Raw genomic sequence first — 26,854 nt, 5'->3', positions numbered from 1 at the left:
GGGTACGCCGCCCTGGAGGCGGCGGCAACGTGAAAGCCTCCCACCGGCCGATTGCCACGGTGGGAGGCGGGTAAACGCATGGGGGAGTTTCGCACGGCATGTCTCACGCCACGACCATTCTTGTTACTTGTTGCTGCGATGATTGAGTATAGCTGTCGGGGTCGACGCAACAAAAATCATCCTGGCCGGGCCGATAAAATCGGCGTGCAGCCAGCCGGTGGGCGCTCGTACCGGCCCGCATCGGCAGCCGGCGAGACGGGGTCATCCGCCGGGACCGGGGGCAGGGGGTGTCCGCTTCGATGGGCGGCAAGGCCATGGACGTGGCCACACGCTCAGCCGAAGCGCACGCAATAGATCGGCGGCAGGTGCGCCGACAGGCACTGCCAGTGCTCCCCGCCGTTTTCGCTCAGCCACAACCCGCCGGTGGTGGAGCCCATGGCCAGGCGTAGGCCCGTGGCGTCCACCGCCAGGCCGTGGCGGTAGACCAGATCGTAGGCCGGGGGCGGCGGCAGGCCGTCGTCCAGGGGCTCGAAGCTGGCGCCGCCGTCCTGGGTGCGCGTGACGACGAAGCGGGCGTCCACCGGGACACGGCATGCGTCCTTGACGGCCGGGACGAACCAGGCGGTGTCGGGCTCCAGCGGGTGCACGGCGACGGCGAAGCCGAAGCTGGAGGGTTGGGCGAAGAGCCGCTGCCACTGCGCGCCGCCGTCGCGGGAGCGGAAGATGCCGTTGTGATGCTGTACCCACAGCGCCTCGGGCGCGCCCGCGCATTGCACCATGCGGTGCGGGTCCTGGATGTTGGGGTCTTCGCGCCGTTCCGGCGGCATGTAGTCGGCCTCCAGGCCGGCGCTGGTGCAGCTCCAACTGGCGCCGTCGTCATGGCTCTGCCACACGCCGCCGCAGGAGACGGCGAGGGTGAGGTGGCGGCTGTCGCGCGGGTCGACGCAGATGGAGTGGATGCCGGGGGCGTCATAGCCGCCGCCGAACCATTCCGCGCGCTCCGGGCTGTCCCACAGCGGGCGGTTCAGCACCCAGCTGTCGCCGCCGTCGTCGGAGCGGAACAGGCCGCCCGGGATGGTGCCGGCCCACAGGACGCCCGGCTGGTCGGGGCCGCCGGGTTCCAGCGCCCAAATCTGCTGCAGCGACCAGGGCGCGGCGGGCGGGTGATCCGGCAAGGGCTCGGGCAGCGGGTCGGGCTGCGGCGGGTACAGCGGCACCGCGCACGGCTCCCAGTCTGTGGCGCCGGCGCGGCGCCGCCACAGCTTGACGCCGAAATGGCCGAGGTTGAGGGCGGCGTACAGCGTGTCGTCGCGCGGGTCGGCCAGCGTCATGCTGACCGGTTCGCCGAGGAAATGGGTCTCTGTGGTCTGCCACCGGCCATCGCGGTGGTGCAGGATGAACAGCCCTTTGCGCGTGGCAACGAGGAGTCGGTCGTTCATGGCGGGAGTCCTGTATCAGCCGCCGGAGAGCGCCTGCACCACGTAGATGCGGCTGTCGGGAGCAACGTGGTCGCCCAGGCGCTGGCGGTCGCGGATGGCGTGGCCGTCGACGAAGATGGCCATGTGGCGGCGCAACTGCCCCTGGTCGTCGAGGAGGTAGCCGCGCAGCTCCGGCTGTAGTGCAAACACCGCCTCCAGCGCCGCCCCGACGGTCGGCGCGACAACCTCCCGTTCTGGGCAGACGATATGACGCTGGATGGCGGCGGCGAAGGTGATGTGGGGCATGGCAAAACGCGGTGGCGACGGACATCTTCACAGTGTAGGCCATGGTGCCGGGCTTGCCCGTCGCCGCGCCCGGTCTCCCCCCGCCTGCAGTCGCCCGCGCTTGAGCACGCTGCCGAAGCCGCCCTGGGTCAGGCTCACCCCGAGCAGGATCAGCCCGCCGCCCAGCCAGTGGTGGGCGTGGATGGTTTTGCCGAGCAGGGCGCTGGCGATCAGGGCGGTGAACAGCGGCAGCAGGTTCATGAAGATGGCGGTGCGTTCGCTGCCCAGCCGTTCGATGCCGCGCATCCAGAAGTAGGCCGCCAGCATCGCCACCGCCAGCAGCACTTGCACGTACAGGTTGAGCCACGGTCCGAACGGCGGCGCCCAGCGCTTGAGCAGGATGCCGCACACCGGCTTCGAGCTGCACCGCCATCCCTGGGGGCAGCTCAACCGCATCAGCCTGGGCCTGATCGAGCTGGAGCTGGAAGGGCGCAAACTGACCGCGCCGGCCGACTACCTGGTGTGGGTGCCGGCCGACCTGCCGCACGAGGCTTACGTGCGGCTGGCGATGGCGTACGCCTCGGTCTACGTCCACGCCGCGCTGGCGGCACGCCTGCCGGCCGGGCCGTGCCTGATTCCACAGACCCCGGTGGTGCGCGCCTTGCTGGAGGATTTCTGCCAGCGCCGCGTGACCGCCATGGCGGGCGACTGGGACGTGCGCCAGGCGGAGCTTTTGGTGGAGCACCTGGTACGGGCGGGGGCCGAGGACAGCTATCTGCCGGAGAGTGCCGACCGCCAATTGGCGCCAATCCTGCACGCCATCCGGCTCGATCCGGCCGATGCCACCACGCTGGCGCAGTGGGCCGAGCAGGTGTACTGCACCGAGCGCACCCTGGCGCGGCGCTTCCAGAGCGAGCTGGGCATGAGCTTCGTGCAGTGGCGCAACCGCGTGCGTCTGCTGCAGGCGCTGGCGTGGCTGAAGGAGGGCTGGCCGGTGCAGGAGATCGCCGCGCGCCTGAGCTATGGCACCGCCTCGGCGTTCATCGCGATGTTCCGCAAGCAGATGGGGTTCTCGCCGGAGCGCTACCGGCGCCAGCTGCGCGGCGAAGCATAGGGGGCGGGGCGGACGGGCCGAGGCGTTGCCGGCGCGGACTGGCGGGAGGGCGGCGCCAAGCATCGCCCCTTCCTCCTTGCCGGCTGCACTACCATGAAAGCGTCCCCCTTTGCCGCGATGTGACGCGTGAATCCGCTTCCCTTCTTCCATCCCGCCGTGGCGCGCTGGTTCGTCGCTACCTTCGCCACGCCCACCGCCGCCCAGGCGCAGGCCTGGCCGGTGATACAGTCTGGCCGCCACGTGCTGATCGCCGCGCCGACCGGCTCCGGCAAGACGCTGGCCGCGTTTCTCGCCGCCATCGACGCGCTGGTGCGCGAGGGGCTCTCCGGCGGGCTGCCGGACGAGACGCAGGTGGTCTACGTCTCGCCGCTCAAGGCGCTATCGAACGATATCCAGAAGAACCTGGAAACGCCGCTGGCCGGCATCCGCGACGAGCTCGCGGCCTGCGGCCTGCCCGAGGTGGAGATCCGCACCCTGGTGCGCACCGGCGACACCCCGCAGGCGGAGCGCGAGAAGATGCGCCACCGCCCGCCGCATATCGTGGTCACCACCCCGGAATCGCTCTACGTGCTGTTGGGGTCCGAATCGGGCCGCAAGATGCTCGCCACCACCCGCACCGTGATCGTCGACGAGATCCACGCGCTGGCGCCGAACAAGCGCGGCTCGCACCTGGCGCTGTCGCTGGAGCGGCTGGCGGCGCTGACCGGCGACCGGCTGGTGCGAGTCGGCCTGTCGGCCACGCAGAAGCCGATCGAGGAGGTGGCGCGCTTCCTGGTCGGGGCCGCAGCGGATGGCGGCCGTGCGGCGGACTGCACCATCATCGATACCGGCCACGCGCGGCGGCGCGACCTGGCGCTGGAGGTGCCGCTCTCGCCGCTCGAGGCGGTGATGTCGGGCGAGGTGTGGCAGCAGGTGTACGACCGGCTCGCCACGCTGATCGATGAGCATCGCACCACGCTGGTGTTCGTCAACACGCGCCGCTTGGCCGAACGCGTCACGCGCCACCTGTCGGAGCGCCTGGGCGAGACGTTGGTGGCGGCGCACCACGGCAGCCTGGCGCGCGAGGCGCGACTGGACGCCGAGCAGCGCCTCAAGCGCGGCGAACTACGCGCGCTGGTGGCCACCGCTTCGCTGGAACTCGGCATCGATATCGGCGACGTCGACCTGGTGTGCCAGCTCGGCTCGCCGCGCTCGATCTCGGCGTTTCTGCAGCGTGTCGGCCGCTCCGGCCACGCCGTGAGCGGCACCCCGAAGGGTCGGTTGTTCCCGCTGTCGCGCGACGACCTAGTGGAGTGCGCGGCGCTGCTCGACAGCGTGCGGCGCGGCGAGCTCGACCAGCTCGTCATCCCGCCGCAGCCGCTCGACGTGCTGGCGCAGCAGATCGTCGCCGAGGTGGCGGCGCAGGACTGGGACGAGGACGCGCTGTACCAGCGCCTGCGCCGCGCTTGGCCCTACCGCACCCTGGCGGCGGAGGATTACGCCGCCGTGCTCGCCATGTTGGCCGAAGGCTACAGCACCCGGCGCGGCCGCCACGGCGCGCTGATCCACCACGACGCGATCAACCGCGTGCTGCGCGGCCGGCGCGGTGCCCGGCTCACCGCGCTGACTAGCGGCGGCACCATCCCGGACACCGCCGACTACCAGGTGCTGCTGGAGCCGGAGAACCACATCATCGGCACCGTGAATGAGGACTTCGCGGTGGAAAGCGCGGCTGGCGACGTGTTCCAGCTCGGCAACAACTCCTACCGCATCCTGCGCATCGAGCGCGGCACGGTACGAGTGGAGGACGCACACGGTCAGCCGCCGTCGATCCCATTCTGGTTCGGCGAAGCCCCGGGGCGCAGCGACGAGCTGTCGCAGGCGGTGGCGCGGCTGCGCGCCGAGGCCGCCGAGCGCTTGCGGCACGACCCGCAAGGCGGCGCTGCGCTGCGCTGGCTGCTCGACGACATGGGCCTTGGCGCGCCGGTCGCGCGCCAGCTGGTCGATTACCTGGCGGCGGCGCACGCCGCGCTGGGCTGCCTGCCGACGCTGGACACCCTGGTGTTCGAACGCTTCTTCGACGCCGTGGGCGGCATGCAGCTGGTAATTCACTCGCCGTACGGCAGCCGCGTCAACCGCGCCTGGGGGCTCGCCCTGCGCAAGCGCTTCTGCCGCAAGTTCAACTTCGAGCTGCAGGCCGCCGCCACCGAGGACAACATCGTGCTGTCGCTCACCACCGCGCACAGCTTCGATCTGGCCGAGGTGGCACGCTATCTGCACTCGGCCAGCGCGCGCCTGGTGCTGATCCAGGCGCTGCTCGACGCGCCGATGTTCATCACGCGCTGGCGCTGGGTGGCCTGCATCGCCCTGGCGCTGCCACGTTTTCGCGGCGGCAAGAAGGTGCCGCCGCAGCTGATGCGCATGAACGCCGAAGACCTGATCACGGCGATCTTCCCGGACCAGCTCGCCTGCGCCGAAAACCTGGTCGGCGAGCGCGAAATCCCCGACCACCCGCTGGTGCGCCAGACCCTGGCCGATTGCCTCACCGACGCCATGGACGTGGCCGGCTTCGAGCGCCTGCTGGCCGGCATCGAATCCGGCGCCATCCGCGTCGAGGCGCGCGACCTCACCGAGCCCTCGCCGCTGGCGCTCGAGGTGCTCACCGCCAAGCCCTACGCCTTCCTCGACGACGCGCCGCTGGAAGAGCGCCGCACCCAGGCGGTGATGAGCCGGCGCTGGCTCGACCCGGACACCGCCGCCGATCTCGGCCGGCTCGACCCGGCCGCCATCGCCCGGGTGCGCGAGGAAGCCTGGCCGGACCCCGCCAACGCCGACGAACTGCACGACGCGCTGGTGTGGCTGAGTTTCGTCACCGCGGCGGAAGTGGCGGCGCAGCCGGGCTGGGGCGAGTGGCTGGCGGAACTGGCGAAACAGCGGCGCGTGGCGCGCGTGCAGCACGACGGCGCGGCGCTGTGGATCGCCGCCGAGCGGCTGAGCGCCTTCCGGGCGCTGTGGCCGCACCTTGAGCCGCAGCCGGCGATTTCCCCTCCGGAAGGCGAGCCCCAGCGCGATTGGACGCCGGACACCGCCCTGGTCGAGATCGTGCGCGGCCGGCTCGAAGGCCTGGGGCCGATGACCTGGCCAGCGTGCGCCGATGCGCTGGGCGAAGACCCGGGCCGGGTACAAGGCGCACTGCTGGCGCTGGAAAACGAGGGCTTCGCGCTGCGCGGGCGCTTCACCGCCGAGGCGGCGGACGACGAATGGTGCGAGCGGAGGCTGCTGGCGCGCATCCATCGCTACACCGTCAAGCAGCTGCGCGCCGAGATCGAACCGGTGGCCGCGCGCGATTTCCTGCGCTTCCTGTTCGACTGGCAGCACGTGGCCGCGGACTCGCGCATGGAAGGACCGGACGCGGTGGCGGCGGTGGCCACCCAGCTGGAAGGCTACGAGGCCCCGGCCGGCGCCTGGGAAACCGAGCTGTTGCCGGCGCGCATCCCGGCCTATGAGCCGGCCTGGCTGGACGACCTGTGCCTGGCCGGGCGCCTGTCGTGGGCGCGCCTGACGCCGCGCAGCGTTCAGCCCGACAAGGCCGGCAAGGGCGTGACGCCGGTGCGCACCACGCCGATCACGCTGTTCGCCCGGCGCAACGCCCAGCTCTGGACGCAACTCGCCGCCACCCCGGACGCGCCGCCGCTCAGCGGGCGGGCCCAGGCGGTGGCCGACTGCATTCGCCAGCACGGCGCCTCGTTCTTCGACGAACTGCGCGACGGCACGCACTTGCTGGGGGTGCAGGTGGAAGAGGCGCTGGCCGAGCTGGTGGCGGTCGGGCTGGTGAATGCCGACAGCTTCGGCGGCCTGCGCGCGCTACTGGTGCCGTCCGAGCGGCGCCGCCCCAGCGGCGGCAGCACGCGCCGGCGCCACCACCGCACCGTGATGTTCGGCATGGAGGACGCCGGGCGCTGGGCGCTGGCGCGGCGCGGCGCGGCTTCGGCCAACCTTGACGAGGCGCTCGAGCACGTCGCGCGTACCCTGCTGCGCCGCTACGGCGTGGTGTTCTGGCGCGTGCTGGAGCGCGAGGCCGACTGGCTGCCGCCGTGGCGCGACCTGTTGTGCGTCTACCGCCGGCTCGAAGCGCGCGGCGACATCCGCGGCGGCCGCTTCGTCGCCGGTTTCTCCGGCGAGCAGTTCGCGCTGCCCGAGGCGGTGGGGCTGCTGCGCGAGGTGCGGCGCAAGCCGCCCACTGGCGAGTGGCTGTCGCTGTCCGGCGCCGACCCGCTCAACCTGGTCGGCATCCTGACGCCCGGGCCCAAGCTCGCGGCGCTCACCGGCAACCGCGTGCTGTTCCGCGACGGCCTGCCGGTCGCCGTGTTCGCCGCCGGCGAGGTGCGTTACCTCGAAACCCTGGACGCGCAGGAGCAATGGAGCGCCCACAACGCGCTGTTGCGGCGCCACGTCCCCCCGATGCTGGCGGATTTTTCCTGACGCGGGCGCCGGCTTGAAAGCGGCGCCGTGAACGCCATTTACCCCCCATGGGAGGCATGAACACCATGAGATCACGCGACCTGATGTCCTGGATGTGGGGCGACGCCCTGTCCCTGCTGGAGCAGGCCGAGCGGCTGCACTGCCAGTTCTTTCGCAGCGGCCCGGCGCGCACACCCTGCCTCGAGCCGCCGATCGACGTGGTGGAGAGCGAGGACGCCATGATCGTCTACGTCGCCCTGCCGGGGGTGCCCGCGGCGGCCATCGTCGTGGCGTTCGAGCCGGGCGGGGTCACGGTGGCGGCGGAGCGGCGCTTCCCCGCCTCCCGGGCGGCCCATATCCACCGCATCGAAATTCCCTACGGACGCTTCGAGCGCCACATCCCTCTGCCCCTGCACATCCTCGAGCCGGCCCCGCCGGAACTGGCGGATGGTTGCCTGGTATTGACCTTCAGAAAAGTAAGGGAGGTTCCACGATGAAGCACTGGTCCAAGCAGCAGCACATGCGCACCGACGAGACCCCCGGGGCGTCCGCCGGGGCCCAACCGCCGGCCGCGGCGCCGCTTGCCGTCGGCAGCAAGCGTCTGCCGGAGGACGCGATGATCCTCATCCCGCTGCGCAGCGCGGTGCTGTTTCCCGGCGTGCTGTCGCCGGTGACGGTCGGACGCGCTGCCTCCATCGCGGCGGCGCAGGAGGCCGCGAAGACCGAGCTGCAGGTGGGATTCCTGCTGCAGCGCGACCCGCAGAAAACCGAGGTCGGGCCTTCCGACTTGTACTGGGTGGGCACCGCCGGACTGATCGCGCGCTACATCACCGGCAAGGAAGGGGCCGATCACCTCGTGGTACAGGGGGTATCGCGCTTCCAGGTGCTGGAATTCCTCGATGGCTGGCCCTTCCTCGTGGCGCGGGTGGCGCTGATTGCCCAGCCGGAGATGATGACGCCCGAGATCGAGGCGCGTTTCCTGCAGCTCAAGGAGCGCGCGATCGAGGCGATCGGCCTGCTGCCCCATATGCCGGACGAGCTGAGCGACGTGGTGCGCGGCATCGACTCGCCGGCGGCCCTGGCCGACATGGTGGCCAACCTCATCGACGTCAAGGTCGAGGAAAAGCAGGACATCCTGGAAACCTTCGACCTCTTGCGCCGCCTCGACAAGGTGCTGGCGCTGCTGTCGGCGCGGGTCGAGGTGCTCAAGCTCTCGCGCGAGATCGGCGAGAAGACGCGCGCCCAGTTCGACGAGCGCCAGCGCGAGCACATGCTGCGCGAGCAGATGCGGCAGATCCAGAAGGAACTCGGCGAGGACGAGGAGAGCGCGGTCGAAATCGAGGAACTGAAGCAGGCCGTCGCCACGGCCGGGATGCCGCCCGAGGTGCAGAAGCATGCCGAGAAGGAACTGAAGCGGCTGCAGCGCGTGGGCGAGGGCGGCACCGAGTACGCCATGCTGCGCACCTACCTTGAGTGGCTGACCGAGCTGCCGTGGAAAGCGGAGGCGCCGCAGCCGATCGACATCGCCGCCGCGCGGCGCGTGCTGGACGAGGATCATTTCGGGCTGGACAAGATCAAGCGGCGCATACTGGAGTACCTCGCGGTGCGCAAGCTCAACCCGGACGGCAAGAGCCCGATCCTGTGCTTCTCCGGCCCGCCCGGCGTGGGCAAGACCTCGCTCGGCCAGTCCATCGCGCGCGCCACCGGCCGCGCCTTCCAGCGCGTCGCCTTGGGCGGTCTGCACGACGAGGCAGAAATCCGCGGGCACCGGCGCACCTACATCGGCGCCTTGCCCGGCAACATCATCCAGGCGCTGCGCCGCGCCGGCACCACCCACACCGTGCTGATGCTCGACGAGATCGACAAGCTCGGCGCCGGCGGCTTCCATGGCGACCCGGGCAGCGCGCTATTGGAAGTGCTCGATCCGGAGCAGAACCGCACGTTCCGCGACAACTACCTGGGGGTGGATTTCGACCTGTCGCGGGTCATGTTCGTCTGCACCGCGAACGTGCTCGACACCATCCCCGGACCCTTGCGCGACCGCATGGAGATCATCCAGCTCCCCGGTTACACCGAGGAGGAAAAGATCGAGATCGCGCGTCGTTACCTGGTGCGGCGCCAGCTCGAGGCCAACGGCCTGACGACCGAACAGGCTGGGCTGACGGATGCGGCGCTGAGCGCGATCGTGCGCGACTACACGCGCGAGGCCGGGGTGCGCAACCTGGAGCGCGAGCTGGGTTCGGTGCTGCGCCGCGTGGCGATGCGCATCGCCGAAGGACAGGCCGAGCGCGTCACGGTGGATGCCCCGGACCTGGCCGATATCCTCGGCCCGCAGCGCTATGAGAGCGAGGTGGCGCTGCGCACCAGCCTGCCCGGCGTGGCGACGGGGCTCGCCTGGACGCCGGTGGGCGGCGACATCCTGTTCATCGAGGCCAGCAAGGTGCCGGGCAGCGGGCGCCTGATCCTGACCGGGCAACTGGGCGAGGTCATGAAGGAATCGGCGCAGGCGGCGCTGACCCTGGCCAAGCTCTGGACCGGCGATTCGCTCGCCGGCATCGACGTGCATGTGCACGTGCCGGCTGGAGCGACGCCCAAGGACGGGCCCAGCGCCGGGGTGGCGATGTTCCTCGCCCTGGTGTCGCTGTTGACCGACAAGCCGGTACGCTCCGACGTGGCGATGACCGGCGAGGTGAGCCTGCGCGGGCTGGTGCTGCCGATCGGCGGCGTGAAGGAGAAGACGCTGGCCGCCTTGCGCGCCGGCATCCACACCGTGATGCTGCCGCGCCGCAATCAGAAGGATCTGGAGGACGTGCCCGCCGAGGCGCGCGCGAAGCTGCAATTCGTCTTGCTCGACCGGGTCGAGGACGCGGTGCGTTTTGCCATCGGGGACGTCGCGCCGGACCATCAGGACAGCGCGGGTTGATATTGCCCAGCTTGCCGGCGACATGGCCGGGCGTGCTGCGACAGGATTTGCCGGATGCGGCGCCACGTGGCGCCGCATCCGGCGGTTTGGTGCCCAAAGCAGCGGGGCGGGGCGGTGCTTCCCGCCTGGCGCTTACGGCACCATGTCGAAGAACAGCACCTCGGCCGCTGCGCCCTCGCTTAGCAGCAAGCGCGAGTCACCCTGTACCTTGACGCCATCGCCGGCCTGCAAGGGATAGCCGTCCAGTTTCACGCTGCCGCGCGCCACGTGGATATAGCCCAGACGCGGCGCCGTCTGCACCCACTCGACCTGCTCCTCGCCGTCGATCAGCGCGCTGTAGAGCGCCACGTCCTGACGAATGCTCAGCGAGCCGTCGCGGCCGTCCGGCGATACCAGCAGGCGCAGCTTGCCGCGCTTTTCCTCGGTCTCGAAGCGGCGTTGCTGGTAGCTCGGACGCAGGCCGTTTTGCTCCGGCATCACCCAGATCTGTAGGAAATGCACCGGCTCCTGGTGCGAATGGTTGAATTCGCTATGGGCGATGCCGGTGCCGGCACTCATCAGCTGCACGTCGCCCGGCACGATCACCGAGCCGGTGCCCAGGGTGTCCTTGTGCTCCAGCGCACCTTCCAGCACATACGAGATGATCTCCATGTCGCGGTGGCCGTGGGTGGGAAAGCCGCTGCCGCCGGCCACGGTGTCGTCGTTGATGACCCGCAGCGGCCCCCAGCCCATGTGGTTGGGGTCGAAATAGCTGGCAAAGGAGAAGGTATGGTAGCTATTCAGCCAGCCGTGGTTGGCATGTCCCCGTTCGTTCGCTTTCCTGACGTTCAGCATGATCGGCTCCTGTTGGTGGGGCGGTATCGGCCCCGATTCATCATGGCTGTCAGTATGGGTGTTATTTTTTCGATTGAATAACGCAAAAAATACGGCTATTTGATCTGATTTTTAGATGTGTTGCGCCGCGCCCAAGCTGTGGCCCGGCGCTGCGCCTCGTCGCACGGCAGGCCGGGCAGCGCAACCGTGAGTTCGACTTCGCTGCCGAACCCGTCCGGGAGGGTGCCGCTTGGCGCGTGCCTTGCCAGGCGGCAGCGCCGGCGCGCCGGGAACGTTATGCGCCGATCACAATCTATGCAAGTAGCGATGCCGTCAGCTAAGTCTTAGACTGGGATGGATTGGAGATGTCCGTCACCCGGCGTTTTGCACCACAGCTCAAGGAAAGGACTTTGATGAAAAAGCTCTTGCTAGCCTCGCTATTCGCCGCGGCAACCTCCTCGGCGCTGGCTGCCGATGTCGGGGTATCGATCAGCATCGGCGATCCTAATTTCTACGGCCAGATCGACATCGGCAACTTCCCGCGGCCTGCCGTCATCTATGCGGAACCCGTCATCATCCGGCGCTCGCCCGTGGTGTACGAACCGATCTACCTGCGCGTTCCCCCCGGCCATGCCAAGCACTGGCGCCAGCACTGCGCCGAATACCGCGCCTGCGGCCGGCCGGTGTATTTCGTCCGCGATGAGTGGTACAACGACGTCTACGCGCCACGCTACCGCCGGCACGACTACGACCGCCGCGATGGCCGCCGCGACGAGCGCCGTTACCCCGGTAACGAGCACGGCAACGGCCATGGCAAGGGGAAATGGCAAGAGGACCGCTAACCCCGCCGAAAACACCCGCTCGCTCGCAGCGGGTGTTCTTTAACGCCCCATTTCGCTTTGCTCACGACCACCTCGCGACACGACGTCTCCGCGGCCGCCATCCCGGCACCGCATCCGGACCGCATCGTCAGGTGGCGTCGCCCATGCTTGTCGCCGCCCGTGGGTGACCTCGGGCGCGGCGGCGATCTTGCAGCCTTCTCCTGACCCGTTGCTGTGCGTGATCCAATCAGGGTATAACCCAACGAACCAAGAACAACCCGGACGAGGGTGTCGCTGCCGCTGCCCGGACGGATGTCCTCCGCCGTCGTACCCGGCGCCAGGGTGGCCGATTGACATTGACCATGCAGATCCCTCCATCATTTTTGCGCCGCCACCAGGCCATCCTGCGCGTTGCGTTCAGCTACTACGTGGCCAACGGTTTGTCGGCGGCGCTGGGCCTGTTGCTGATATCGGGCGTGGTGCATCTGACGCTGGGCGCGTTTGCCGCCTCCGCCGCGTCCGTCGGCGTCATCGTCTGCATTCCGCCCGACCAGGCCGGTCCCAAGCGCGGGAAATTCTTCCATCTGTTGCCGGCGGCGCTGATCGGCGTGCCGCTGTTCTTCGGCGTGCAAGTGCTGCATACCTCGCCGCTTTACCTCGGGCTGTTGCTGGTGCCGGCCAGCTTCATCGCCTTTCTTGCCGCGGCATGGGGCAAGCGCGGCTTGCCGATCTCGATTTCAGCCATGTTCGCGATGGTGTTCTCGATGGCGGCGCCGGCCCACAGCCACAGCGCCACGGCGCTCAGCAGTACCCTGTATTTCGCCCTGGGAGCCGGGGCGTACGTGGTGTACGCCACGCTTGCCCACGCCTTGCTCAACCCGTTCTACCGCGTGCAGATGTTGGCCGAAACCTTGCTGGCGCTGGGCACGCTGATGCGCACCCAGGCGCAGCAGTTCGCCCCGGCGGGCCGTGGCGAGGAGGGCGGACGCATGCCCCTGATCGGGCGCCTGCTGCGCGAGCAGGCGGCGCTGGCTGACCAGCTGCAAGCGGCGCGCGACATCCTGCTCGAATCGCCGCGCACCGCGCGCCGGCAGCAATTGGCGGGCATGCTGATGCAGGCGCTGGAAATGCGCGACCACCTGCTCGCCTGCGAGCTCGATCTCGATACGCTGAAGACGCATCCCGGCCACGCCCTGGTGCTGGACGAGCTGCGCGAGGTGCTCAACGCCCTGGCCGACGAAATCGACGCGCTGGCCGATGCCATGCTCTACCGGCGCCAGCCGGCGTTGTTTGCCAGCCATCGCCCGCGGCTGGCGGCCCTGTATTGGGCGGAGGAGGAGGCGGCGTTGCCGGGCGCCGTTGCCACGCCGTTGCCGGCGGTGCTGGCACGCGGGCTGGCCAACCGTATCGGCAATATGAACGACGAAACCCTGCGCCTGATCGCGCTGGCGCGCGGCGAGGCCGAGCCCGACCTCGACGTGGTGCGGGCCGCCTGGCGGATGTTCGTGAGCCCGACCGCCTGGTCGTGGCGGCCGTTCACCGCCTTGTGGCGCTGGGATGCGCCGCCGCTGCGCCACGCCATCCGCGCCGCGCTCGCCATCGGCAGCGCCTACGCGCTGTCGCTGGCACTGCCGTGGGGGACGCACGACTACTGGATTTTGCTCACCATCGTGGTGGTGCTGCGCGGCAGCTTCGCCCAGACCCTGGAGCGGCGTGACAGCCGCGTGGCGGGAACCCTGCTCGGGTGCCTGCTGGCCGGGGCCTTGCTGGCGACGCATGCGCCGCCGTTGCTGCTGCTGGTGGTCGTGACGCTGGCGCAGGCGGTGGCGCACGCCTTCGCCATCAAGCGCTATCTCATCACCGCCGTGGCCGCCACCGTGCTGGGCCTGGTGCAGGCGCACCTGCTCAATGCCGGTAGCAGCCCGGCGTTTGCCGTGGTCGAGCGCATTGCCGATACGCTGCTGGGGGTCGCCATCGCCTGGTCGTTCAGCTACGTGCTGCCCTCGTGGGAGCGTACCCAGATTCCCAAGCTGGTGGCGCGCACCATGGCGGCCCAGGCGCGCCACGCCCGCGTGGCGCTGGGGCTGGGGCAATTGCAGTCGGTGGACAACGAGCCGGAACTGGAATGGCGGCTGGCCCGGCGCGAGGCCTACGACAGCCTCTCCGCCCTGGTTCAGGCCACCCAGCGCTCGCTCGCCGAACCGCGCGCGGTGCGCCCGGCACTGGAGCCGCTGGGCCGCTTGCTGGCGCACAGCTACCAGTTGCTGGCCCAGCTCACCGCCGTCAAGAGCATGTTGCTGATGCGGCGCGAGCGCCTCAACCTGGAGCAGGTCCGCCCGGCCTTGCAGCAAGCGGCCGCCAGCATCGGCGATGCCCTGGCGGGCAGCCAGGCCATGAGCACCATCCCGGAGGCGCTGCTTCCGGAGCCGGCGGCCTTGCCCGATCCGTTTGTGCATGACCTCAGCCTGTGGCTGCTGCGCCGGCTGGACCTGGCCGTGGGTATCTCGCTGCAATTGCGCGACGACGCCCGCCACGCGCTGCGCCAGCCTCCCGCGTAGCGCCTGTCGGCAGCGGCCGTCCGCTGGGGCAGGACCGTGTCAGCGCCGCCGCTTGGCGGCGTCGGGGCGGCGCCAGAAGACCGGGGTGTTTTGCAGCCGTTTCAGCACGCCGGGCAGCCGCTGTTCGGCGTGGTGAGCGCCGTGGGCGAGCCAGCCTGCCACCAGTCCGCCGGCATGTTGAAGTGCGGCATCCTTGGCCAGGGTCTGCGCCAGCAGGGCCTGCGCCGCCACGCTGTCGTTCATGTCGCCGAGGATTTGCTGCAGGGCCTGCAGCCGCTCCAGGTAGCGCGCCACGCGCTTGGGTGGGTAGAGCGGGGAGAAAAACTCGGCGCTGTAACGCAGTTTCTTGGCGCGCTTGCGCAGCTCGTGGCGCTGTTCCTGGCTCAGCGCGGCCCAGTCGCGGGCGAGGCGGGCAAACGGCCGCCAGCGTTGCTGCAAGGCGCGGCGGGCGAAGTCGCGCAGTGGCAGCGTCTTGCCCTTGGGGCGCGGCGCCGGCTGATTCAGCCAGGCCAGGAGGCGCAGCCGCAAGCGGCCGTGGCGGGGCGAGATCACGGCGGCATGCGCCTCGCGGCGGCACCGTTCGCGTTGGCCTTGCAGGGCGGCTTTGAGGGGGGCGAAATCGGTATCCGGCGCCAGGGCGGCTTCGATGCCAGGCAGCGTCTCGCCCAGGAACACGTCCAGGTCCCGCACCCGGCCCAACAGGGTGGCCAGCCACTGCACGTCCGTCATGATGCCCTGCCATTCGTCGCCGGTGGTGAGCGGGGCGAAGGCCTTCCGGGCCGAACGCAGCCGGCGCAACGCCACGCGCGCTTGATGGACGCATTCCATGTCGTCGTGATCGAGCAGGCCTGGCACGTTGGCCTGTAGGTGGCGCAGGGTTTCCTGCACGATCATCTTGAGGGCGCGATGCGGCGTCTGTTTGCCCCGCACGGGCGGCAGCCGCGCCTTCGACGCGGCCGGCAACGCGGCGTTGCGGCACAAGGCATAGCCGCGCTCGGCCTTGCTTTGCGGATCGGGGATCAAGGGCAGGGTGCCGGCCATCTGCAGCGCCAGATCGAACACGGCCTGGACGTGGCCCTGTTTCAGCTCGATCTCGACCTCGTTGAGTTTCATGCTCCGCGCCTGGCCCCGGATCGTGCCCTGGTCCAAGCACACTTCCAGAATGTTGCCCCCGGCGTCGCGCAGCATCCAGCGGGTGCGCTTGATGTCGGTTCGGAACAGCGGCGCGAGCGCGCCGGCGACGTCCTCCCGGGTCAACAGCTGCCGGATCGTGCGCTCGGCAATCCGCTCCGGCTCGAGGGCTTCCCCGCTGACCTCCGTTTCCAGTTCCTGGCGCCGGTGCAGGCCGCCGCCCGCTTGTTCGCCCAGCTTCACCGTCTGCAGCCAGCGGTCGCCGGCACGGCGCAGCCGCAGCCCGATATCTCGCTCTGCCAGCGCCAGGCTGGGGGTGTCGTAGTAGATGCTGAGCAACTGCTCGGTGACCGGGGCGGCATCGGCGGCATGTTGCGCCATCCAGCGCCGGAACGCGGCATTCCGGTTGGGGGGGAGCCGAAGCTTGAGTTCGGTTTCTAGCGCCATCGGCAACGGCTTTCTCGTGAATCGGGGCGGGGGCATTCTGAATCTTAGGCGAGACGGCCACGTCATTGCAGGGGAACTGGGGAGATGATCACCCGCAAACCCGCGCTGTTGATATAGGCTGGGGTGGCCGCCGCCGGTGCGGGGCGGCGTGGGCATGGCTGTACTTCTGCGCAGCGAAGCGTTATAGCTGAAATGCCGTCCCGGCCGAGGGGGCAGGGGCATGGCGGGTTGTCGGCTTGTGCGGCGGGCTCGTCACCCGGCAGGTCGGCCTGTCGCACGCCGAGACGAGCCAACAATGCGGATGGTTTTTCATGACTCAGCGACTACGGCGCCTTGTCTGGCGGTACGGTGTGCTCGCCGCACTGGCCGGCCCGGCCATGGCGAGCCAGGCGGAATGGCGTGTGCCGATTCTGGTCTACCACCGTTTCGCCGCCACCGTGACCGACAGCATGACCGTGCGCAGCTCCACCTTCGAGGACCATCTGCGTGTGCTGCGCAGCCAGGGCTACTCGGTGATTCCACTGCATGATCTGCTGGACTACCTCTACGGGCGCCGCGCCGGCTTGCCGGCCAAGGCAGTGGTGATTACCGCCGATGACGGCCATCGCTCGGTGTATCAGGTGATGTATCCGCTGGTGCAGCGCTACCGGGTGCCGGTGACGCTGTTCATCTATCCGAGCGCCATTTCCAACGCCCGCTACGCGCTGACCTGGGACGACTTGCGCCGCATGCAGCAAAGCGGCGGGTTCGATGTCCAGTCCCACAGCTATTGGCATCCGAATTTCCTGCAGGAGCGGCGGCGCCTGAGCCCAGAGGCGTATCGGCAACTGGTGCGGCAGCAACTGCTGCGACCCAGGCAGGTGATAGAAAAGCAGCTGGGGCACAAGGTGGACCTGCTGGCGTGGCCGTTCGGCCTCTACGACGCCGAGTTGATGCAGGAGGCGCGAACCGCCGGCTACCTAGCGGCGTTCTCGCTCGAGGCGCGGCCGGTGACGTGGCGGGACTCCCTGTGGGCGCTGCCTCGTCTGCTGATGGTGGATGCCTACGACGCCAAAACCTTCGCGGCGCTGTTGAAAAAGAACAGCCAGCCCGCGCCGTCAGCGGCTCCCGCCGCGGGAAAGCCATGATGCCGCGCCTGCTCCGGCTGCTGGGGCTCGTGCTCTGCCTGGGCGCTGAGCCGGCACTTGGCCTGGCGGGGGTGGTGGTCGATGCCGTCACCCAGGCGCCGCTGGCGGGGGCGAGCGTGACCACGGCGCAAGGCGTGGTGACGAGCGATGGCGCCGGGCGCTTCCGGCTGGCGCTGCCGGCGGCCTCGCTGTCGCTGCGCGCCGCCGGGTATCGCCGCCGCCAGCTCGCCGTGGCGCCCGGGACGGCGACGTTGACAGTCGCCCTGCAACCCTTTCGCCCCAAGGCGCTCTACCTGTCGTTTTACGGCGTTGGCAGCACCAAGCTGCGCGGCGCAGCGCTGCGGCTGATCGAGCGCACCGAGCTCAACGCGCTGGTTATCGACGTCAAGGGCGACCGCGGCCAGATCGCGTTCCCGAGCCCGATACCCGAGCGCGCCGGGCTGGGGCCGCAGAAGGTGGTTCCGGTGCGAGACATGGCGGCGCTGGTGCGCCAGCTGCAGCAGCGCGGCGTGTACCTGATCGCCCGCATCGTGGTGTTCAAGGACCAGCCGTTCGCCTCGGCGCATCCCGCGCTGGCGGTGCACGATGCGGCGGGCGGCGTGTGGCACGACCGGGAGGGGATGGCCTGGAGCGACCTGTTCTCGCAGGAGGCGTGGCGCTACAACCTCGACATCGCCGAGGCCGCGGCCCGCCTCGGCTTCGATGAAATCCAGTTCGATTACCTGCGGTTTCCCGATACGGCCGGGCTGGTGTTTTCCCGTCCCAACACCCGCGACAACCGGATCGGCGCGATCCAGGGGTTCCTGACGGCGGCGCGCCAGCGCCTGGCGCCCTACAACGTGTTCGTGGCGGCCGATGTATTCGGCTACGTGTGCTGGAACGAAAACGATACCTTCATCGGCCAGCAGATCGAGCGCCTGGGGGCGGTGGTCGACTACCTCTCCCCGATGCTGTACCCGTCCGGTTTTACCTGGGGCATCCCCGGCTACCGCAACCCGGTGGCCAGCCCCGGCGAGATCGTCGAGCGCTCGCTGCGCCGGGCGATGGCGCGCACCGCCTTGCCGGGCGTGCGCTTGCGTCCCTGGCTGCAGTCTTTCCGCGACTACGCCTTCGACCGGCGCCCCTTCGGGGCCAGGGAGATCCGCGCCCAGATCGACGCCGCCGAGGCGGTGGGCAGCGGGGGCTGGATGCTGTGGAATCCGCGCAACCAGTACAGCGAGGCCGGCTTGAAGCTGCGCGCCGCAGCGCCCCCTGCGGTAGCGGTGCCCGCGCCAGGAGGACGGCCATGAGGTGGTGGCTGTCGTGCCTGCTGGCGCTGTGGCTGGCCCCCGTGCTCGCGGCGACGCCGCCGTCGTGGGCGCCGCTGGAGGCGGCGGTGCGTGCCCAGATTCTGGCCGGGCGCATGCCGGGGGCGGTGGTCGTGGTGGGCGATGCCGGCGGCGTGCGCTACCGCCAGGCCTTCGGCTCGCGCGGGCCGGCAGGCGAGCGCATGACGGAAGACAGCATTTTCGACCTGGCCTCGCTGACCAAGGCCGTCGCCACCACCACCGCGGTGCTGCAGCTGGTGGAGCGGCACTGGCTGGCGCTGGATGCCCCGGCCGCCCGCTACTGGCCGGCGTTCGCCTCGCATGGCAAGGACACCATCACGCTGCGGCAGTTGCTGGCGCACACCTCGGGCCTGCCGGTGGGACTAAACCTGAGCGGCCAGGGGGTGGACCGGGAGGAGATGCTGCGCCGTATCGTGGCGACCCGGCGGGTGGCCGAACCGGGGAGCAAGGTGCTCTACAGCGACATCAATTTCGAGGTGCTGGGCGTGCTGGTGGAACGCGTCAGCGGCCAGCCGCTGGATGTCTACTGCCAGCGCCATATCTTCCAGCCGCTCGGCATGCGCGACACCGGGTTTCTGCCGCCGGCGGAGCGCTGGCCGCGCATTGCCCCGACCCGGCCGGCTTCGGCCAACCTTGCGCGCGGACGGGTGCACGATCCGGCGGCGCAGCACATGGGCGGGGTGTCCGGGCACGCCGGCCTGTTCTCCAGCGCCGACGACCTGGCACGCTTCGCCCGCGCGCTGCTCAACGACGGCCGCTTGGGCTGGCAGCGCATCCTGCGGCCGCAGAGCGTGGCGCTGCTGTTCCAGCCGCAGTCGCCCACCGAGGCGCCGCACTGGCGCGGCATCGGCTGGGCGCTGGAGGCGCCGCTGGTGGCCAACCGCGACGCCCTGGCCCCGGTCGGCATGATCGGCCACACCGGCTTCACCGGCACCGGCCTGTGGATCGACCGTGTCACGCAACGCTTCCTGATCGTTCTGAGCAACCGGGTTTATCAGGAGGGCAGCGGCGACGCCCAGCCGCTGCGGCACCAGCTGCTGGCGCTGCTGGCCAGCCTGGAGCCGCCCAGGCCGCCCGCCGCCATTGCCGCCGACCCGGTGCTGGCCGTTGCCGCCACGCTGCCGCCGCCGCTCCTTCCGGCCGACGAGCGCCCCAGGGTGGAAACCGGCATCGACGTGCTCGAAGCGCAGGCGTTCGCGCCGCTGGCGGGCCTGCGTGTCGGCCTGATCACCAACCTGAGCGGGGTGGACGGACGGGGCTGGCGCACCCTCGACCGCCTACGCTGGGCGCCGGGGGTGACGCTGGCGGCGGTCTTCAGCCCGGAGCACGGCGTTTACGGCGACCAGGAAGGGCAGGTCGCGTCGCAGACCGAGCCGTTCTCCGGCCTGCCCGTGTACAGCCTGTACGGTGCGACGCGGCGCCCGACGCCCGCCATGCTGGCGGGGCTCGACGCGCTGGTGTTCGACATCCAGGATGCCGGGGTGCGCTTCTACACCTTCGCCAGCACCCTGGGCTACGCCATGGAGGCGGCCGCGGCGCAGGGCCTGCGCGTATTCGTGCTGGACCGGCCCAACCCGCTGGGGGCCGAACAGGTCGACGGCCCGCTGCTCGACGACGACCTGACCTCGTTCACCGGCTATTTGCCGCTGCCGATCCAGCATGGCATGACCCTGGGCGAGCTGGCGCGTCTGTTCAACGCCGAGAAACGGCTGGGCACCGAGCTCACGGTGATCGCCATGCAGGGCTACCGCCGCATCATGCGCTTCGAGGAGACCCGGCTGTCGTGGTTGCCGCCGTCGCCCAACCTGCGCACGCTGGGCCAGGTGCGGCTCTACCCCGGCGTGGCGCTGCTGGAGGGGGCCAACGTCAGCGTCGGGCGCGGCACCGAGCGGCCCTTCGAATGGCTGGGCGCACCGTGGATCGACGGCGCGGGGTTGGCCGAAGAACTGAACGCCCGCGCCATCCCCGGGGTGCGTTTCGAGCCGGCCGAATTCGTCCCGGACGACAGCCTCTACCGCGGCGAGCGCTGCCAGGGCGTGCGCCTCATCGTCACCGACCGCCAGGCGCTGCGCGCGCCGCTGCTGGGGATCGAGCTGATCGGCGCGCTGCAGCGGCGCTACCCGCAACGCTTCGAACTCGCCCAGACGCTGGGCATGGTCGGTTCGCGCCAGGTGCTGGCGGCGCTGCAACGGGGCGAGGACCCGCGCCGCATCGAGGCCGACTGGCAGCCCGCGCTGCAGCGTTTCCGCGAGTTGCGCGAGCGCTATCTGCTGTACGACGGGGCGGCGCCGTGACGCGGCACAACGGCGCCGTCAGCGCTGCGTCTGGGTGACGGCCCGGCGAAAGCGGGACAGCGCACCGACGAAAAACACCAGGCCGATCGCGGCGATGGCGAGCAGGTCCGGCCACACCACGTCCAGCCCGGCTCCCCGGTACAGGATGGCCTGGGCCAGCTTGACGAAGTAGGTGGTCGGCGCGCCCAGCATGATGTCCTGCACCGGCAACGGCATGCTCTCGCGCGGGGTGGCGCCGCCCGAGAGCAGTTGCAGCGGGATGATGGTGAGGATGATGAGCAGGCCCAGCTGCGGCATCGAGCGCGCCAGCGTGCCGAGGAAGATGCCGATCGAGGCCGCCGAGAACAGGTACAGCGCGGCGCCGGCCAGGAACAGCGGCACCGACCCGGCGATGGGCACCCGCAGCACCTGTTGCACCACCACCGTCAGCGCGAAGGTGACGCCGATCAGCACCGCCAGCCCGTTGGCCCAGACCTTGGCCGCCATGATCTCGAACGGCGTCAGCGGCATCACCAGCAGATGCTCGAGCGTGCCGTGCTCGCGCTCGCGCAGGAAGGCGGCGCCGACCAGGATGATGGTGAGCATGGTGACGTTGTTGATCGCTTCCATCACGCCGCCGAACCAGACCCCGGTGAGGTTGGGGTTGAAGCGCGCGCGCGTGGTGAGGCGGATGGCGGGCGCGCTCTGCCGGTTGGGCGTCAGGTACGCCGCGATCTCGCCGGCGGCGATGTTGGTGATGTAGCTGGAGCCGATGAAGGCCTGGCTGACGATGGTGGCGTCGACGTTGAGCTGCAGCTCCGGGTGGCGGCCGGCGTTCAGGTCGCGCTGGAAATCGGGTGGAATGACCAGTACGAAGGAATAGCGGCCCTGGTCCATGACGGGGTCGATCTCGGCTTCGGTGATTATGGCCGGTTTCTTGAAATAGGGCGGATAGAGCGCGTCGACGATGCGCTGCGACAGCGGCGAGCGGTCGCCATCCACCACCGCCACCGGGGCGTTGTGCAGCTCCTGCGAGACCCCGGTGGCGGCCTCGTAGATCGCCCCCGAAAACGACCAGACGATGAGTAGCAGCAGCACCTTGTCCGAGAGCAGGCTGCGTAGTTCCTTGACCCCCAGGCGGTAGATGTTGGCGAGCGTGCGCAGCGACATGGCGGACCCTATTTCTCCTGCTTGCGCAACAGCAGCAGGCTGAGGGTGGTGAGCGCCGGCGGGAACAGCGCCAGCGCGAGGAACTGGCTCGCCAGCTCGGCAAAACCCAGCGACTTGGTGAAGACGCCGCGGCTGATGGTGAGGAAATAGCTGGCCGGGAAGCACTGGCCGATCCAGTAGCTGGCCCCTTCCAGCGCGCCCACCGGGGTGGTGAAACCGGAGAACTGCACCGTCGGCAGCATGGTGAGAATGGCGGTGCCGAACAGCGCGGCGATCTGGGTGCGGGTGAAGGTCGAGGTGAGCAGGCCGAGCCCGGTGGTGGCGCTGACGAACAGCAGGGCGCCGCTGCTCAAGGCGAGGAAACTGCCCTTGAGCGGCACGTCGAAGGCGAACACCGCCTCCAGCACCAGTCCGAAGAAACTGCCCATCGCCAGGGCGATGTAGGGCAACTGCTTGCCCAGCAGGAACTCCAGGCGCGACAAGGGCGTGACGTAGAGGTTGGTGATGGAGCCCAGCTCCTTCTCGCGCACCACGCCCAGCGCCATCAGGATGGAGGGAATCAGCACCAGCAGCAGCGGCATCACCGCCGGCACCATCGCGTACAGGCTCTGGTAATCCTGGTTGTAGCGGTAACGCACCTGGATGTCGGCCGCCGAGGTCACGGTGGCGCCGCTGCTCTGTTGTGTCAGATCGTGCAGGTAGTGCGCGTGCATCCCTTCCACGTAGCCGCGGATGGTTTCGCCGCGGAAGGGCATGGCGCCGTCGACCCAGGCGGCGATCTCCGGGGCGCGGCCACTGCGCAGATCCTTGCCGAAGCCGGGGGGGATTTCGAGCGCCAGCGACAGCTCGCCGGAGCGCATGCGCCGCTCGAGGTCGGCGGCGTCGAGCACGGCGGGGCGCTCGACGAAATAGCGCGAGCCGGCGATGTTCTGCACGTAGGCGCGGCTCTCCGGCGTCTGGTCCTGGTCCAGCACGCCGAAACGCAGTCCCTCCACGTCCATCGAGATGCCGTAGCCCAGCACGAACATCAGCAGCAGCGAGCCGAGCAGGGAGAAGGTCAGGCGGATCGGGTCGCGGCGCAGCTCCAGCGTCTCGCGCAGGGCGACGCCCAGCATGCGTCGGAGCGAGAAGGCGCCACGGGACGGGGAGGGCGCCAGCGGGCTGGCCGGCATCGCCTCGTCCGCCGTCGCCGGCAGGCTGGCCTCCACGCTCTGGCGCGTGGCCTCTTCGAGGTAGGCGATGAAGGCCTCTTCCAGCGTGGCGCTGCCCCTGGCGGCGCACAGGGCCGCCGGGGTGTCGCTCGCTAGCACCCGGCCGGCGTGCATCAGCGAGACCCGGTCGCAGCGTTCGGCCTCGTTCATGAAGTGGGTCGAGATGAAAATCGTCACGCCGCGCTCGCGCGCGAGTTCGATCAGCAATTGCCAGAATTCGTCGCGCGCGACCGGGTCCACCCCGGAGGTCGGCTCGTCCAGGATCAGCAGCGCGGGCTCGTGCACCACCGCCACTGCCAGCGACAGGCGCTGGCGGATGCCCAGGGGCAGCGCGCCGGCGCGCTCGGCGAGGTAGGGGGCGAGGCCGAAGCGCTGGCAGAGGGCGTCGAGGCGCGGCGCAATCGCGCTGGCGGCGAGCTGGAACAGGCGGGCGTGCAGTTCCAGGTTCTGCTGCACGGTGAGCTCGCTGTACAGCGAGAACGACTGCGACATGTAGCCGACCTGGGTGCGCGTGTCCAGGTCGCGCGCATCCAGTGGCTTGCCGAACAGCCGCGCCTCCCCGGCGCTGGGCGGCAGCAGCCCGGTCAGCATCTTCATGGTGGTGGTCTTGCCGCAGCCGTTGGAGCCGAGGAAGCCGAAAATCTCGCCGCGCCGGATGCGGAAGCTGACGTCGTCGACGGCGGTGAAGTCGCCGAAGCGCTGCGTCAGCCCTTCCGCCTCGATGGCGTAGCCGGTGTCCTGCGGCTGCCGCGGCGGGATGACCAGGCTGCGGTGGGCGCGGCGCCGGTCCTCCGGCAGCAGCGCGATGAAGGCTTCTTCCAGCGTGTCGCGCCCGGTCCGGGCTTTCAGCTCGTCCGGTCGTCCGCTGCCCAGCACCCGCCCGGCGTCCATCGCCGCCAGCCAGTCGAACTGTTCCGCTTCGTCCATGTAGGCGGTGGCGATCAGCACGCTCATGCCGGGACGGCGGCGGCGGATGTGCTCGATGAGGTGCCAGAACTGGCGCCGCGACAGCGGATCGACCCCGGTGGTCGGCTCGTCCAGGATCAGCAGGCTGGGGTCGTGGATCAGCGCGCAGCACAGCCCGAGCTTCTGTTTCATGCCGCCGGAGAGCTTGGCCGCCGGGCGGTCGCGGAACTCGGCCAGCCCGGTGCTGTGCAGCAGCTCGTCGATGCGCGCCTCCCGTTCCGCGCGCGCCTGGCCGAACAGGCGGCCGAAGTAGTCGACGTTCTCGAACACCGACAGGGTGGGGTAGAGGTTCTTGCCGAGCCCCTGCGGCATGTAGGCGATGCGCGGCTGCACCCGGCGGCGCTGGCGCGCGCGCGTCATGTCGGTGGCGTCCAGCACCGCGACCGTGCCGCCCTGGACGCGGCGCGCGCCGGCCAGGATCGCCAGCAGGGTCGATTTGCCGACGCCGTCCGGGCCGATCAGCCCCGCCATGCAGTTTTCGGGAATCGCCAGCGCGACGTCGTCCAGAGCCAGCGTCCTGCCGTAGCGGTGGGTCAGCCCGGCCACCCGGGCGACGCTGGACGGCGTGTTCATTGCGGCAGCTTGACCTGCAGCCGTTCCGGCCACTGCGCCTCGGGCGAGAGCGGCACGTAGGCCACGCCCGGCAGGCCGGTCTTGACCCGCTCCAGGAAGCGCTGCAGCAAGGCCGGGGCGATGCGCACCTTGACGCGGAACATCAGCTTCTCGCGCTCGGTGCGGGTTTCCACCTCGCGCGGGGTGAACTGGGAGCGCGGCGCCACGAACGACACCTTGGCGGGGATGACGTACTGCGGCGCGGCGTCCAGCACGATGCGGGCGTCGCTGCCCACGGTGACGCGGCCGGCCTGTTCGGTGGGTAGGAAGATGGTCATGTAGACGTCGGTCAGGTCGAGCACGGTGAGCACCTTGCCGCCCGCCGCCAGCACCGCGCCCGGCTCCACCAGGCGGTAGAGCACGCGCCCGGCGATGGGGGTGCGCAGGGTGTTCTCGTCGAGGTTGACTTGCATCTGTTCGACCCGCGCCTGGGCGACGGCCACCGCTTGCTGCGCGGAGGTCACACGAGCCCGCGCCGCGGCGATGCCGGCCTCGGCCTCGGTTTGCTGGGCCTGGGTGGCGGCGATGGCGGCCTCGGCTTCGGTGGCGCCGGCGCGGGCCGATTGCAGCGCGGCTTCGGCGCTCTGCAGCGTGGCGCGGTCCTGGTCGAGTTTCTGGCTGGAGACGAAGCCTTTGGCGGCCAGTTCGACCGAGCGCGCCAGGGTCTGGCGCGACAACGCCAGCTCGCTGTCGCGCTGGCTGACGGTGGCCTGCGCGCGCCGCGCCGCTTCCTGCGCCTGGCGCACCTGGGCCTGAATCCGTCGCGCGGCCTGCTCGGCCTGGAGCACCTGCGCCTCGGTCTGCCGCGCGTCCTCGCGCGCCTGCTGCACCAGCGCCTGGGCCTGGCGTAGCTGGGCCTGCAGTTCCTGGGTGTCCATGCGCGCCAGCACCTGGTTGGCGCTGACCAGATCGCCTTCCTTGACCATGACTTCGGTGAGGTGCCCGGGAATCTTGGTGGCGATGTCCACTTCGGTGGCCTCGATGCGGCCGTTGCCCGAGGCCAGGTCGGCCGGCAGCGTGTTGCCGTGCAGCTTCACCCAGCCGTAGCCGGCGGCGAGCGCGGCCGCCAGCAAGGCGAGTGCGATGAAGAGCCGGTTCCTGTTGCCGTACTTTGCCACTCGTGAGCACTCCTGTTGGACCTGTTATCCGGTTGCCGCCAGGGGAGGTCGCCGCGTCTTGGCGGCGGCCGCGATGATGTGCTTGGCGGTGTTTTTCATTGTGGCGCTACGCGGCCGGCATGGGGTTGATGCAGCGCAATGCCGGGCGAAAACAGATTGCACCGTGATGGTGTAGGTATAGGTGAGCGCAACGTGGGGCGGACAGGGCGGTCGCGCCGGTTCGAGTTGCCGCCGGGGGAGGGCGCGGGCCAAACCGGCGGCGCCGGCGGGCGTCAGCCGGCGGGCGAATCCGCCGCGCACAGCTGGCGCAGGTAGCGGCCGGCGCTGCGCAGATCCTCCGCGATGGCCGCGCGCACGCCCTCGGCATCGCCCGCCAGCAGCGCCGCGACCAGGGCGTGGTGGGCATCGTTCATGGTCTTCCACACCGCCAGGTCCTGGTGCAGCTGGTTGGAGATCGGGCCGACGTAAAGCCATACCGTCTCGATCAGCGACAGCAGCAGCGGCGAGCCAGCGGCGCCGTAGAGCAGCCGATGGAAGCGCTCGTTGGCGTCGAGATAGGCCTTGACGTCGGCGGCGGCGATCGCCGCGTCCATGGCCCGGCACAGCGCCACCAGCTCCCGGCGCGGTTCTTCGGCCAACCTTTGCGCCCCCAGCCACGCCGCCTCGCCTTCCAGCAGGATGCGGTTGTGCAGGATGTCGTCGAATTGCGTCACCGTCAGCCGCGGCACCATGACCCCGCAGTTGGGGACGTTCTGCAGCGCCTTTTCCGCCGCCAGGCGCTGCAGCGCGGCGCGCACCGGCATCGGGCTGACCCCCAGTTCGTCGGCCAGCGGCGCGATCTTCAGCCGCTCGCCCGGCAGCCAGCGCCCCAGCATCAGCCAATGGCGCAGCGTGTCGTAGGTTTCGTCTTGCAGGGTGGAGGCGTTGCGGGTCTTCATGTCGGCGGCTGGCGGTCTGTGTCGCGCCAGCATACCAGAGCGTGCGGCACGGAGACCGGAAATTTGATCAAATGTTGACTTTGATATTTGATCAAATCTACGATGGCGGCACCAACGGCATTCTGCCGGGGTTTTCTGTTTGCAAGGACGGGAACCAAAGG

18 protein-coding genes are annotated in these 26,854 nt (G+C 69.9%); 9 read left to right on the top strand and 9 right to left on the bottom strand.

The features are described 5' to 3' along the window. Positions 1-332 precede the first annotated feature (332 nt). From AC3WG5_RS16055 to AC3WG5_RS16045, 3 genes are read right to left on the bottom strand one after another with little or no spacing between them, the layout of a single operon-like run. The gene (locus tag AC3WG5_RS16055; protein ID WP_492569555.1) at positions 333-1,439 is read right to left on the bottom strand and encodes a WD40/YVTN/BNR-like repeat-containing protein; all 1,107 of its coding nucleotides are present in this window, start codon (positions 1,437-1,439) and stop codon (positions 333-335) included. A gap of 15 nt (positions 1,440-1,454) precedes the next feature. Beyond that, positions 1,455-1,724 carry a MoaD/ThiS family protein gene (locus AC3WG5_RS16050; RefSeq protein WP_008954541.1) on the bottom strand — a complete coding sequence of 90 codons (270 nt, stop codon included), beginning with the start codon at positions 1,722-1,724 and terminating at the stop codon, positions 1,455-1,457. A 27-nt stretch (positions 1,725-1,751) separates the two neighbouring features. Then, positions 1,752-2,114 (bottom strand): EamA family transporter, encoded by a 363-nt coding sequence (locus tag AC3WG5_RS16045; protein ID WP_492569553.1) that lies wholly within the window; start codon positions 2,112-2,114, stop codon positions 1,752-1,754. Between AC3WG5_RS16045 and AC3WG5_RS16040 the strand changes: the two genes are divergently transcribed. The 4 genes from AC3WG5_RS16040 (at position 2,104) to lon (ending at position 10,180) form a co-directional block, all read left to right on the top strand. Continuing rightward, positions 2,104-2,817, top strand: coding sequence for an AraC family transcriptional regulator (locus AC3WG5_RS16040; RefSeq protein ID WP_492569551.1), 714 nt, complete (start codon positions 2,104-2,106; stop codon positions 2,815-2,817). The genes AC3WG5_RS16045 and AC3WG5_RS16040 overlap by 11 nt on opposite strands. Positions 2,818-2,943: 126 nt before the next feature. Beyond that, entirely contained in the window at positions 2,944-7,278 is a 4,335-nt protein-coding gene (locus AC3WG5_RS16035) for a DEAD/DEAH box helicase (RefSeq protein WP_492569550.1), read from the top strand. A 56-nt stretch (positions 7,279-7,334) separates the two neighbouring features. Beyond that, the gene (locus tag AC3WG5_RS16030) at positions 7,335-7,754 is read left to right on the top strand and encodes an Hsp20/alpha crystallin family protein (RefSeq protein ID WP_492569549.1); all 420 of its coding nucleotides are present in this window, start codon (positions 7,335-7,337) and stop codon (positions 7,752-7,754) included. After that, positions 7,751-10,180, top strand: a complete 2,430-nt coding sequence (lon, locus tag AC3WG5_RS16025) for an endopeptidase La (RefSeq protein ID WP_492569547.1) — start codon at positions 7,751-7,753, stop codon at positions 10,178-10,180. Before AC3WG5_RS16030 ends, lon begins: the two co-directional genes overlap by 4 nt. Positions 10,181-10,312: 132 nt before the next feature. On the opposite strand, the gene AC3WG5_RS16020 is transcribed toward lon, so the two are convergent. Further along, positions 10,313-11,014 (bottom strand): pirin family protein, encoded by a 702-nt coding sequence (locus tag AC3WG5_RS16020; protein ID WP_492569545.1) that lies wholly within the window; start codon positions 11,012-11,014, stop codon positions 10,313-10,315. Between the two features lie 392 nt (positions 11,015-11,406). Here AC3WG5_RS16020 and AC3WG5_RS16015 point away from each other — a divergent pair, with 392 nt between their 5' ends. Together AC3WG5_RS16015 and AC3WG5_RS16010 are read left to right on the top strand one after the other, a co-directional pair. Next, positions 11,407-11,835, top strand: coding sequence for a hypothetical protein (locus AC3WG5_RS16015; RefSeq protein ID WP_482580872.1), 429 nt, complete (start codon positions 11,407-11,409; stop codon positions 11,833-11,835). Between the two features lie 341 nt (positions 11,836-12,176). Beyond that, positions 12,177-14,372, top strand: a complete 2,196-nt coding sequence (locus tag AC3WG5_RS16010; protein ID WP_492569543.1) for an FUSC family protein — start codon at positions 12,177-12,179, stop codon at positions 14,370-14,372. A 39-nt stretch (positions 14,373-14,411) separates the two neighbouring features. Here the strand turns inward: AC3WG5_RS16010 and AC3WG5_RS16005 are convergent, their stop codons facing one another. After that, the gene (locus AC3WG5_RS16005; protein WP_492569542.1) at positions 14,412-15,950 is read right to left on the bottom strand and encodes a CYTH and CHAD domain-containing protein; all 1,539 of its coding nucleotides are present in this window, start codon (positions 15,948-15,950) and stop codon (positions 14,412-14,414) included. A gap of 311 nt (positions 15,951-16,261) precedes the next feature. Here AC3WG5_RS16005 and AC3WG5_RS16000 point away from each other — a divergent pair, with 311 nt between their 5' ends. From AC3WG5_RS16000 to AC3WG5_RS15990, 3 genes are read left to right on the top strand one after another with little or no spacing between them, the layout of a single operon-like run. Continuing rightward, positions 16,262-17,077, top strand: a complete 816-nt coding sequence (locus tag AC3WG5_RS16000; protein ID WP_492569541.1) for a polysaccharide deacetylase family protein — start codon at positions 16,262-16,264, stop codon at positions 17,075-17,077. Continuing rightward, positions 17,074-18,366 (top strand): putative glycoside hydrolase, encoded by a 1,293-nt coding sequence (locus tag AC3WG5_RS15995; protein WP_492569539.1) that lies wholly within the window; start codon positions 17,074-17,076, stop codon positions 18,364-18,366. The genes AC3WG5_RS16000 and AC3WG5_RS15995 overlap by 4 nt, the downstream gene beginning before the upstream one ends. Next, a complete protein-coding gene (locus AC3WG5_RS15990; protein WP_492569537.1) occupies positions 18,363-20,699 on the top strand; it encodes an exo-beta-N-acetylmuramidase NamZ domain-containing protein in 2,337 nt (778 codons plus the stop codon). The genes AC3WG5_RS15995 and AC3WG5_RS15990 overlap by 4 nt, the downstream gene beginning before the upstream one ends. 18 nt (positions 20,700-20,717) lie before the next feature. Here the strand turns inward: AC3WG5_RS15990 and AC3WG5_RS15985 are convergent, their stop codons facing one another. The 4 genes from AC3WG5_RS15985 to AC3WG5_RS15970 all read right to left on the bottom strand — a co-directional run bounded on the left by AC3WG5_RS15985 (position 20,718) and on the right by AC3WG5_RS15970 (position 26,693). Beyond that, positions 20,718-21,848, bottom strand: coding sequence for an ABC transporter permease (locus AC3WG5_RS15985; protein WP_492569535.1), 1,131 nt, complete (start codon positions 21,846-21,848; stop codon positions 20,718-20,720). 8 nt (positions 21,849-21,856) lie between these two features. Next, positions 21,857-24,598: a ribosome-associated ATPase/putative transporter RbbA gene (gene rbbA, locus AC3WG5_RS15980; RefSeq protein WP_492569534.1), complete on the bottom strand. Its 2,742-nt coding sequence runs from the start codon at positions 24,596-24,598 to the stop codon at positions 21,857-21,859. Then, the gene (locus tag AC3WG5_RS15975) at positions 24,595-25,755 is read right to left on the bottom strand and encodes an HlyD family secretion protein (RefSeq protein WP_492569532.1); all 1,161 of its coding nucleotides are present in this window, start codon (positions 25,753-25,755) and stop codon (positions 24,595-24,597) included. Before AC3WG5_RS15975 ends, rbbA begins: the two co-directional genes overlap by 4 nt. Before the next feature lie 272 nt (positions 25,756-26,027). Next, entirely contained in the window at positions 26,028-26,693 is a 666-nt protein-coding gene (locus AC3WG5_RS15970) for a GntR family transcriptional regulator (RefSeq protein ID WP_492569531.1), read from the bottom strand. Positions 26,694-26,854 lie beyond the last annotated feature (161 nt).

Source organism: Pseudogulbenkiania sp. FW507-F1 (assembly GCF_058781125.1).
This window is presented reverse-complemented; position numbering and strand designations above follow the sequence as displayed.

Bases quoted from the DNA above. Each gene is read 5' to 3' on its own strand.
- AC3WG5_RS16055 (WP_492569555.1), bottom strand. From the start codon at position 1,439: ATGAACGACCGACTCCTCGTTGCCACGCGCAAAGGGCTGTTCATCCTG.
- AC3WG5_RS16050 (WP_008954541.1), bottom strand. From the start codon at position 1,724: ATGCCCCACATCACCTTCGCCGCCGCCATCCAGCGTCATATCGTCTGC.
- AC3WG5_RS16040 (WP_492569551.1), top strand. From the start codon at position 2,104: ATGCCGCACACCGGCTTCGAGCTGCACCGCCATCCCTGGGGGCAGCTC.
- AC3WG5_RS16030 (WP_492569549.1), top strand. From the start codon at position 7,335: ATGAACACCATGAGATCACGCGACCTGATGTCCTGGATGTGGGGCGAC.
- lon (WP_492569547.1), top strand. From the start codon at position 7,751: ATGAAGCACTGGTCCAAGCAGCAGCACATGCGCACCGACGAGACCCCC.
- AC3WG5_RS16020 (WP_492569545.1), bottom strand. From the start codon at position 11,014: ATGCTGAACGTCAGGAAAGCGAACGAACGGGGACATGCCAACCACGGC.
- AC3WG5_RS16015 (WP_482580872.1), top strand. From the start codon at position 11,407: ATGAAAAAGCTCTTGCTAGCCTCGCTATTCGCCGCGGCAACCTCCTCG.
- AC3WG5_RS16010 (WP_492569543.1), top strand. From the start codon at position 12,177: ATGCAGATCCCTCCATCATTTTTGCGCCGCCACCAGGCCATCCTGCGC.
- AC3WG5_RS16005 (WP_492569542.1), bottom strand. From the start codon at position 15,950: ATGGCGCTAGAAACCGAACTCAAGCTTCGGCTCCCCCCCAACCGGAAT.
- AC3WG5_RS16000 (WP_492569541.1), top strand. From the start codon at position 16,262: ATGACTCAGCGACTACGGCGCCTTGTCTGGCGGTACGGTGTGCTCGCC.
- AC3WG5_RS15995 (WP_492569539.1), top strand. From the start codon at position 17,074: ATGATGCCGCGCCTGCTCCGGCTGCTGGGGCTCGTGCTCTGCCTGGGC.
- AC3WG5_RS15990 (WP_492569537.1), top strand. From the start codon at position 18,363: ATGAGGTGGTGGCTGTCGTGCCTGCTGGCGCTGTGGCTGGCCCCCGTG.
- AC3WG5_RS15985 (WP_492569535.1), bottom strand. From the start codon at position 21,848: ATGTCGCTGCGCACGCTCGCCAACATCTACCGCCTGGGGGTCAAGGAA.
- rbbA (WP_492569534.1), bottom strand. From the start codon at position 24,598: ATGAACACGCCGTCCAGCGTCGCCCGGGTGGCCGGGCTGACCCACCGC.
- AC3WG5_RS15970 (WP_492569531.1), bottom strand. From the start codon at position 26,693: ATGAAGACCCGCAACGCCTCCACCCTGCAAGACGAAACCTACGACACG.